The sequence below is a fragment of the Streptomyces sp. NPDC104309 genome (genome assembly GCF_055584025.1).
In genome coordinates this window covers 370,888-380,446 of the sequence record NZ_JBVJMV010000001.1, presented here as the reverse complement: position 1 = coordinate 380,446, position 9,559 = coordinate 370,888, and the positions used below count along the sequence as shown (strand labels likewise).

At 72.2% G+C, this 9,559-nt stretch carries 1 protein-coding gene; it reads right to left on the bottom strand.

The window, feature by feature from the left end; genetic code table 11:
* Nucleotides 1-2 precede the first annotated feature (2 nt).
* Nucleotides 3-9,527 (bottom strand): type I polyketide synthase, encoded by a 9,525-nt coding sequence (locus ACZ68L_RS01250; protein ID WP_469573173.1) that lies wholly within the window; start codon nucleotides 9,525-9,527, stop codon nucleotides 3-5.
* Nucleotides 9,528-9,559 lie beyond the last annotated feature (32 nt).

The window sequence follows — 9,559 nt, the reverse complement described above, 5'->3', positions numbered from 1 at the left end:
CGTCAAGAGATCCCGAGGTCGTTGTCGATCAGGTCGAACAACTCCTCGTTCGTCGCGGACTCGAGCCTCTCCGCGGCATCCGTCCGGTCCCCGGGCCCGTGGGTCTCGTTGAGCCTGGACAGGAGGGACTCCAGGCGCATGACCACCCGTACGCGCCCGATGTCGTCGTGTGCGCGGGCGGCGAGGACCTGTTCGAGACGGTCGAGTTCGGCGCCGGGCGGCAGATCGCCCTCCGTGTCCTGCAGGATCTCCGTCTGCAGGTGGCGGGCGAGCGCGGCCGGCGTCGGATGGTCGAACACGGAGGTCGCGGGCAGCCGCAGGCCGGTCGCGGCGGCGAGCCGGTTGCGCAGTTCGACCGCGGTGAGCGAGTCGAAGCCGAGCTCGCGGAAGGCCCTGCCCGGTTCGACGCCGTCCGGCGTCGCATGCCCGAGCACCGTCGCCGCATGCTCCCGCACCAGGTCGAGGAGCAGCCGTTCCCGGTCGGCCTCGGCCAGCACGGTCAGTTCCGCGCGGAGCGTGTGTGCCTCGCCCGTCTCTTCGGCCCGGCCCGCGTCCGGGGCCGCCACCGCCGCCCTCACCTGCGGAATGTCGCCGATCAGGGGGCGTTCTCGGGCCATGGTGAAGACGGGCGCGAAACGCTCCCAGTCGACGTCGGCCACCACCACGGACGTGTCGTCGTTCTCCAGGGCCTGCCGCAGCGCGGTCATGCCCGTCTCCGGCTGGATGAGGCGCACGCCCTGGCGGTCGAGGAGGATCTTCGCGTCGTCGCTGACCATTCCGCCGCCGGCCCACGGGCCCCACGCCACCGACAGGGCGGGCACGCCCTCGGCCCTGCGCTGCTCGGCGAGGGCGTCCGTGTATGCGTTGGCCGCCGCGTAGGCGCCGTGGTCGCCGACGCCCCAGATCGCCGAGACGGACGAGAAGTAGACGACCGCGTCGAGGCTCTCCCGGTCGAGGAGCTCGTCCAGGTGCCTGGCCCCCGCGACCTTCGCCGACGCGATGTCCGCGAAGAGGGCGTCGTCCGTCACCGTCAGGGGCGCGAGCACGCCGACTCCGGCGGCGTGCACGACGGTGCGCACCACGTCGCCGTCCGCGGCGAGCTGCTCCAGGAGCGCGGCGACCGCCGCGCGGTCGGTCACGTCGCACGCCGCGACGGTGACCCTGGCGCCCGACTTCTCGATGTCCACGACCAGTTCGTCGACACCTGCGGCCTTGCCACCGCTGCGGCTGGTGAGGACGACGTGCTCGGCTCCGTTGCCGGCGAGCCACCGCGCGACATGGCCGCCGAGCGCGCCGGTGCCTCCGGTGATGACCGCCGTGCCCGACGGCTTCCAGGGCCTGGCCGGCACCGGACCGTCGAGCGGAGCGGGCACCACGCGCCGGGTGAGCACACCGGCCTCGCGCACGGCCACCTGGTCCTCGTGGTCGGTACGCGCGAGAACGGACATCAGACGGTTCAGCGCGGTCGTGTCCACCCGCTCCGGCAGGTCGACCAGGCCACCCCACAGCTTCGGGTGCTCCAGCGAGGCGACCCGCCCGAGCCCCCACGTCTGGGCCTGCGCCGGCCGCGCGAGGACGTCGGAGCGGCGTACCGAGACGGCGGTCCGCGTGGCACACCACAGGGGCGCCTCAAGACCCAGCTCGGTCATCGCGCGCAGCAGGGCCAGCACGGCGAACGAACCGACGGGCAGCGCACCGTGCACGGGGTGCGGCCGCTCGTCGAAGCTGAGCAGCGACAGCACTCCGGAGAGCGTCCCCGGCTCGGCGACCGCTTCACCGAGCCGCTCGGCGACGTCCTTCACGGTGTCCCTGCCGCCGTCCACGGGCAGCACGATCACGTTCGCGCCGTGCTCGCCGAGCGCCGTCGCGCAGTCGGTCAGGGCGGTGCTCGCGGCATCCGACTCGGGCACCGCGAGCACCCACGTCCCGTTCAGCAAGGGGGTCTTCTGCGCGGCCGTGGCGCCCGAGGTGCCCTGGGTGCCCGCATCCGCGAGCGGCTGCCACGTGACGCGGTACCGCCATCCGGCGACGGCCGAGTCCTCGCTGCGCTTCCGGTGCCAGCTGGAGAGCGCGGGGAGCACGCTCGCCAGAGAGGACTCTCCGCTGTCCGCGAGGTCGAGGGTCCTGGCCAGCTCGTCCACGTCGCCGCGCTCGACCACGCCCCAGAACTCGGCGTCCACCGGGCCCTGTCCACCGTCCGCCCGGACGGCCACCGGTGCGGGCGCGGCGCTCGGCCAGTAGCGGTCGTGCTGGAAGGCGTAGGTGGGCAGGTCGACGCGTCGGGCGCCGGTGCCGGCGAAGTACGCGGTCCAGTCAACTGCCCTGCCGCGTACGTGGAGTTCGGCGAGGGCGGTGAGGAGTGCGTCGGGCTCGTCGCGGTTCTTGCGGAGGACGGGTACGAAGGCGAGCTCATCGCCACCCTCGGAGCCGCCGCTCACGCAGTCCTGCGCCATGGCGGACAGCACACCGTCGGGACCCAGCTCCAGGAACGCGGTCACACCCGCGGACTCCAGGCTGCGGATGCCGTCCAGGAAGCGCACCGCTTCGCGAACGTGGCGGACCCAGTACTCCGGATCCTGGACCTCCTCCGCCGACAGAACCCCACCCGTCACGTCCGAGACGATCGACAGCTGCGGAGCATTGAAGGTCAGCCCCTGCGCGACCGCCCGGAAGTCGTCCAGCATCGCGTCCATGCGCGGCGAGTGGAACGCATGGCTCACCCTCAGACGCTTGGTCTTACGACCCTCACCCTCGACGTGCGCGGCGATCCGCAGGACCTCCGCTTCATCACCTGAGATCACGGTCGCGGAAGGCCCGTTGAGGGCAGCGATCGAGACGCCGTCGACCAGCAACGGGAGGACCTCATCCTCCGCCGCCTGGAGCGAGACCATCGCCCCATCGGTCGGGAGTGCCTGCATCAGACGACCCCGAGCCGCTACCAGCACCGCCGCGTCTTCCAGCGACAGCACCCCGGCCACGTACGCAGCCGACAACTCACCGATGGAGTGGCCCAGCAGGTAATCCGGTCGTACCCCCCATGCCTCGACGAGACGGAAGAGGGACACCTCCAGCGCGAACAGACCGGCCTGCGTGAACTGCGTCTGATCCAGCAGCCCGCCCTCGCCCTCGCCGAAGACCACCTCACGCAAAGGCCGGTCCAGGTGCCGGTCCAGCTCCGCAGACACCGCGTCGAACGCATCCGCGAAGACGGGATACGACTCGTACAGCTCTCGGCCCATGCCCGCCCGCTGCGAACCCTGACCCGAGAACAGCACACCCGTCCTGCCGGGCGACACCGAGCCCTGAACCGTCCGCTCACCGAGCAGCACTGCCCGGTGCTCCAGCACCGCACGCGACGTCACCAGCGAGAAACCCACATCCACCGGCGACAGCTCAGGGCGCCCGGCAACGTACGACCTCAGCCGCTCCACCTGCGCCGACAAGGCGCCCGCGGAACGTCCCGACACCACCCACGGCACCACCGGCGGCACCACCGGAGCCGCAACCGCAGCCGCAACCGCCTCCGGCTCCTCGGTCTCCGGAGCCTGCTCCAGGATCACATGCGCGTTCGTGCCGCTGACGCCGAACGAAGACACCGCGGCGCGCCGCGGTTCGCCCGTCGCCGGCCAGTCGACCGAGTCCGTGAGGAGCTCGACGGCGCCCGCCGACCAGTCCACGTGGGAGGACGGCTCGTCGACGTGCAGGGTCTGCGGCAGCACACCCTCCCGCATCGCCATGACCATCTTGATGATCCCGGCGACGCCCGCGGCGGCCTGCGTGTGGCCGATGTTGGACTTCAACGAGCCCAGCCACAGGGGGCGGTCCTCCGGACGGTCCTGACCGTACGTCGCGAGCAGCGCCTGCGCCTCGATGGGGTCGCCGAGAGTCGTGCCCGTGCCGTGGCCTTCCACGACGTCGATCTGTGCGGGTGAGAGGCCCGCTCCTTCGAGGGCCTGGCGGATGACGCGCTGCTGGGACGGGCCGTTGGGGGCGGTCAGACCGTTGGACGCGCCGTCCTGGTTGACGGCGGAGCCGCGCACGATACCCAGCACCTGGTGGCCGTTGCGGCGGGCGTCCGAGAGGCGCTCCAGGAGCAACAGGCCCACGCCCTCGCCCCAGCCCGTGCCGTCCGCCGCCTCCGCGAAGGACTTGCACCGGCCGTCCGTGGCCAGCGCGCCCTGCCTGCTGAACTCCATGAACGCCGCAGGGGTCGACATCACGGTGGCGCCGCCCGCCAGGGCCATGGCGCACTCGCCCGACCGCAGCGCCTGCACCGCGAGGTGTAGGGCGACCAGCGACGACGAGCACGCCGTGTCCACCGTCATCGCCGGGCCTTCCAGGCCGAACGTGTAGGAGAGGCGGCCCGACACGACGCTGGCCGCGTTGCTCGTGGCGAGGGAGCCCGCACCGGCGTCGGCCGAGCCGAGCAGGACCGTCGCGTAGTCCTGGCCGTTGGTGCCGGTGAACACGCCGGTGCGGCTTCCGCGTACCGATGCGGGGCTGATCCCGGCGCGCTCGAAGGTCTCCCAGGCGGTCTCCAGGAGCAGCCGCTGCTGGGGGTCCATGCCCAGGGCCTCGCGGGGCGAGATGCCGAAGAGAGAGGCGTCGAACTCCGCGACGTCGTGGACGAATCCGCCCTCGTGGGCCTGGGTGGTGGCGGGCTGCCCGTTGTCGCCGCGGTACAGCCGGTCCATGTCCCAGCCGCGGTCGTGCGGGAACTCGCTCATCCCGTCGCCGCCCGATGCCACCAGGCGCCACAGGTCCTCGGGCGTCCGGACGCCGCCGGGGTACCGGCAGCCCATGGAGACGATGGCGATGGGCTCGTCATCGGCGTGTGCCGACAGCCGGCCCGCCGTCTCCCCGGCCGCTGCCGCGGTCGGGTCGGCGGCGCCGAGCTGAGGTGCGAGGAGGCGCAGGGCGATATCGCCCGCTGTGGGGTGGTCGAAGACGAGGGTGGTGGGCAGAATCAGGCCGGTGGCCGCGTTCAGACGGTTGCGGAGTTCGACGGCGGTGAGCGAGTCGAAGCCCAGCTCGCTGAAGGCCCGGTCCGGGGCGACCGCGTCGGGCGACGGGTGGCCGAGCACGGCCGCGGCCTCCGCCCTGACCAGATCGAGCAGCGCCCGGTCGCGTTCGGCCGTCGACAGCGCGGCGAGCCGCTCGCGCAGTGCCTCCGCGACGTCCCGTCCGCTCGCGCCGTCGGCCTCCGGCGCCCGCAGAGCTTCGGCCACTTCGGGGATGTCGTCGATGAGGGGCCTGGGGCGCGCCATGGTGAAGGCGGGTGCGAACAGCGCCCAGTCGACGTCCGCGACGGTCAGGCAGGTCGCCCCCGCACCGACCGCCTGGACCAGGGCGCCGACCGCGAGTTCCGGGTCCATTCCGCCGAGTCCGCGGCGGGCGAGCATCTCCTGTGCCGTGCCCACGGCCATGCCGCCTCCGGACCAGCCGCCCCAGGAGATCGACGTGGCCGTGAGGCCGCGGGCCCGCCGGTGCTCCGCGAGGCCGTCGAGGTAGGCGTTGCCCGTGGCGTAGGCGCCCTGTCCCGCGCCACCCCACACACCGGCGCCGGAGGCGAAAAGGACGAAGGCGTCCAGCGAATCGCGGGTGTCGGCACCGAAGAGCGCGTCGAGGTTGGCGGCGCCTGCCGCCTTGGCGGCGAGGGCGTCGGCGAAGGCGGCAGGCGCCGCGTCCGCGAGGCCCGCCTGTGTGGTGACACCTGCGGCGTGGACCACCGTGCGGATGGGCCTGCCGTCCGCCTCCTGCACGTGGGCGACGAGTTCGGCCAGCGCCTCGCGGTCGGCGACGTCGCAGGCCGCGATCGTCACCCGGGGTCCCGACGCGGTCAGTTCGGCCTCAAGTTCGGCGGCACCCGCCGTCTCCGCGCCTCGCCGGCTGGTCAGTACCAGATGCTCCACGCCGGCGCGGGCGAGCCACCGCGCGGTGTGGGCGCCGAGGGCACCCACTCCTCCGGTGATCAGGGCCGTACCCTGCGGGCGCCAGGGCTCGGGCGTCTGCTCGTCGCCCTCCGGGGCCCGGACGAGACGGCGTCCGAACACGCCGCCCGAACGCAGCGCCACCTGGTCCTCGCCCGCCGGGTCCGCGAGGACGCCCGGCAGCCTCGACCAGGCACGTGCGTCCAGCGCCCCCAGCTCCGCGGGAAGGTCGATCAGCCCGCCCCAGCGGTCGGGGTGCTCCAGGCCGAAGACCCGGCCCAGGCCCCAGGTCTGCGCCTGCACCGCGCCGGAGACCGATTCGGACCTGCCGATGGACACGGCGCCGCGCGTCACGCACCACAGCGGAGCGTCCACGCCCCGCTCCACCAGGACCTGCATCAGAACCAGCAGGGAGGCGACACCGCCAGGGAGCGTCGGGTGGGCGTGGTCGGGCGCCTCGTCGAGCGCGGTCAGCGACACGATGCCGCCGACCGGCCGGTCCTCGGGCAGCGCTCGGCGCAGCGCCCGTGCGAGCTCGACGCGGTCGGCACCGCCCGCCGCGACGGGCACCGTCACGACCTCGGCGCCACCGGCGGAGAGCGCCCGACCAACGGCCTCCGCCGTCTCGTCGGCCCCGACGTCGGGCACGACCAGCAGCCAGGGCTCGCCGATTCCGGTGTCCGCCTGAAGCGTCAGCGGCTTCCAGGTGATGCGGTAGCGCCAGCCGTCGACCTTCGACGCGTCCCGCCGCTGCCGCCGCCACGCGGACAGCACGGGCAGCAGATCGCCGAGCGCCGCCTGTGTCTCGTCCTCGACGCCGAGCGTGCCGACCAGCGCCGCCAGGTCACCCTGCTCGACGGCCTCCCAGAACCGGACGTCCACCGGATCGGCCGAGGCGACGACCGAAGTGGGGGCCTGTCCCTGCGGCCAGAACTGCTGGTGCTGGAAGGCATAGGTGGGAAGGTCCACGCGACGGGCGCCGGTGCCGGCGAAGTACGTCGGCCAGTCGACTGCCTTGCCGTGTACGTGGAGTTCGGCGATGGCGGTGAGGATTGCGTCGGGCTCGTCGCGGTTCTTGCGGAGGGCGGGTACGAAGGTGAGCTCATCGCCACTCTCGGAGCCGCCGCTCACGCAGTCCTGCGCCATCGCGGAGAGAACGCCGTCCGGACCCAGCTCCAGGAACGCGGTCACGCCTTCCGCTTCGAGCGTGCGGATGCCGTCCAGGAACCGCACGGCCTCGCGGACGTGGCGCACCCAGTACTCCGGGTCCTGGACCTCCTCCCCCGACAGGACCTCACCCGTCACGCCCGACACGATCGACAGCTGCGGAGCATTGAAGGTCAGCCCCTGCGCAACCGCCCGGAAGTCGTCCAGCATCGCGTCCATGCGCGGCGAGTGTGACGCATGGCTCACCCGCAGACGCTTGGTCTTGCGGCCTTCGGTCTCGAAGTGCGCGGCAATCTCCAGAACCGACGCCTCATCGCCCGAAATCACCGTGGAACGCGGACCGTTGAGGGCGGCGATCGAGACGCCGTCGACCAGCAGCGGCAACACCTCGTCCTCCGCCGCCTGCAACGACACCATCGCCCCGCCCGCCGGGAGCGCCTGCATCAAACGCCCCCGCGCCGCCACCAGAACGGCAGCGTCTTCCAGCGACAGCACCCCGGCCACGTACGCGGCCGACAGCTCACCGATCGAGTGACCCAGCAGATAGTCCGGCTTCACGCCCCACGCCTCGACGAGACGGAAGAGAGAAACCTCCAGCGCGAACAGACCCGCCTGCGTGAACTGCGTCTGATCCAGCAGCTCACCGCCCTCGAAGACGACCTCGCGAAGAGGCCGGTCCAAATGACGGTCCAGCTCCGCGCAGACCGCGTCGAACGAGTCCGCGAAGACGGGATACGACTCGTACACCTCCCGTCCCATGCCCGCCCGTTGCGAACCCTGACCCGTGAACAGCACACCCACCCGACCCGGCGACGCCGAGCCCTGAACCGTCCGCTCACCGAGCAGCACCGCCCGGTGCTCCAGCACCGCACGCGACGTCACCAGCGAGAGACCGACATCCACCGGCGACAGGTCGGGGTTCTCGGTGACGAACGACCGCAGCCGCTCCACCTGCCCCGACAGCCCCGTCTCCGACTTCGCCGACACCACCCACGGCACCACCGGCAACCCCACCGGAGCCACAACCGCCGCCGGCTCCTCCGCCTCCGACGCCTGCTCCAGCACCACATGCGCATTCGTACCGCTCACACCGAACGACGAGACACCCGCGCGACGCGGCTCCCCCGTCTCCGGCCACGCCACCGACTCCGTCAGCAGCTCAACAGCACCCGCCGACCAGTCCACCTGCGGCGTCGGCTCGTCCACGTGCAGGGTGCGCGGCAGCACACCCTCCCGCATCGCCATGACCATCTTGATGATCCCGGCGACGCCCGCGGCGGCCTGCGTGTGACCGATGTTCGACTTCAGCGAACCGAGCCACAGCGGCCGGTCCTCCGGACGGTCCTGACCGTACGTCGCGATCAGCGCCTGCGCCTCGATCGGGTCACCCAGCGTCGTACCCGTACCGTGCGCCTCCACCGCGTCGATCTGTTCGGGTGCGAGCCTCGCGCCGGCCAGGGCCTGGCGGATGACACGCTGCTGTGACGGGCCGTTGGGCGCCGTGAGGCCGCTGCTCGCGCCGTCCTGGTTGACCGCGGAACCCCTTACGACGGCCAGCACTCGGTGTCCCAGGCGGCGTGCGTCGGACAGGCGCTCCACCACGAGCATGCCCGCGCCCTCGGCCCAGCCAGTGCCGTCCGCGCTCGCGGCGAAGGACTTGCAGCGGCCGTCGAACGACAGTCCGCCCTGGCGGCTGAAGTCCACGAACGTGCCAGGAGTCGCCATGACCGTCACACCGCCGGCCAGCGCCATCGAGCATTCGCCCGATCGCAGCGACTGCACCGCGAAGTGGAGGGCGACCAGCGACGACGAGCACGCCGTGTCCACCGTCACCGCAGGCCCTTCGAGGCCGAGCGTGTAGGAGACGCGGCCGGACAGGACACTGCCCGAGTTGCCTGTGCCCAAGTAGCCTTCCACGCCGTCCGGTACGGACTGAAGCTGGCTGATGTAGTCGTGGTACATCAGGCCCGCGAACACTCCCGTCCTGCTCCCCTTGAGCGAGGTCGGGTCGATGCCGGCGCGTTCGAAGGCCTCCCAGGACACTTCGAGGAGCAGCCGCTGCTGCGGGTCCATCGCCAACGCCTCGCGCGGCGAGATCCCGAAGAAGCCCGGGTCGAAGGCGCCGGCCTCGTGCAGGAAGCCGCCTTCGTGCACGTACGACGTGCCGGACTCGCCCGGGTCGGAGCTGAAGAGCCCTTCCACGTCCCAGCCGCGGTCGGTGGGGAACGGGGATATCCCGTCCCCGCCCGCGGCGACGAGCTCCCACAGCTGCTCGGGGCTGTTGACGCCGCCGGGGTAGCGGCAGCTCATGCCCACGATCGCGATGGGCTCGCGCTCCCGGTCCTCCATCTCGCGCAGCCGATGGCGAGTCTCGCGCAGGTCCGCCGTGGCCCGCTTGAGGTAGGCGAGGAACTTCTCCTCGTTCGCCATGGGGGTGTCACTCCTTGAAGAGGTGATCGACG

Coding starts and splice junctions, on each gene's coding strand:
- ACZ68L_RS01250 (WP_469573173.1), bottom strand. CDS start 9,527: ATGGCGAACGAGGAGAAGTTCCTCGCCTACCTCAAGCGGGCCACGGCG.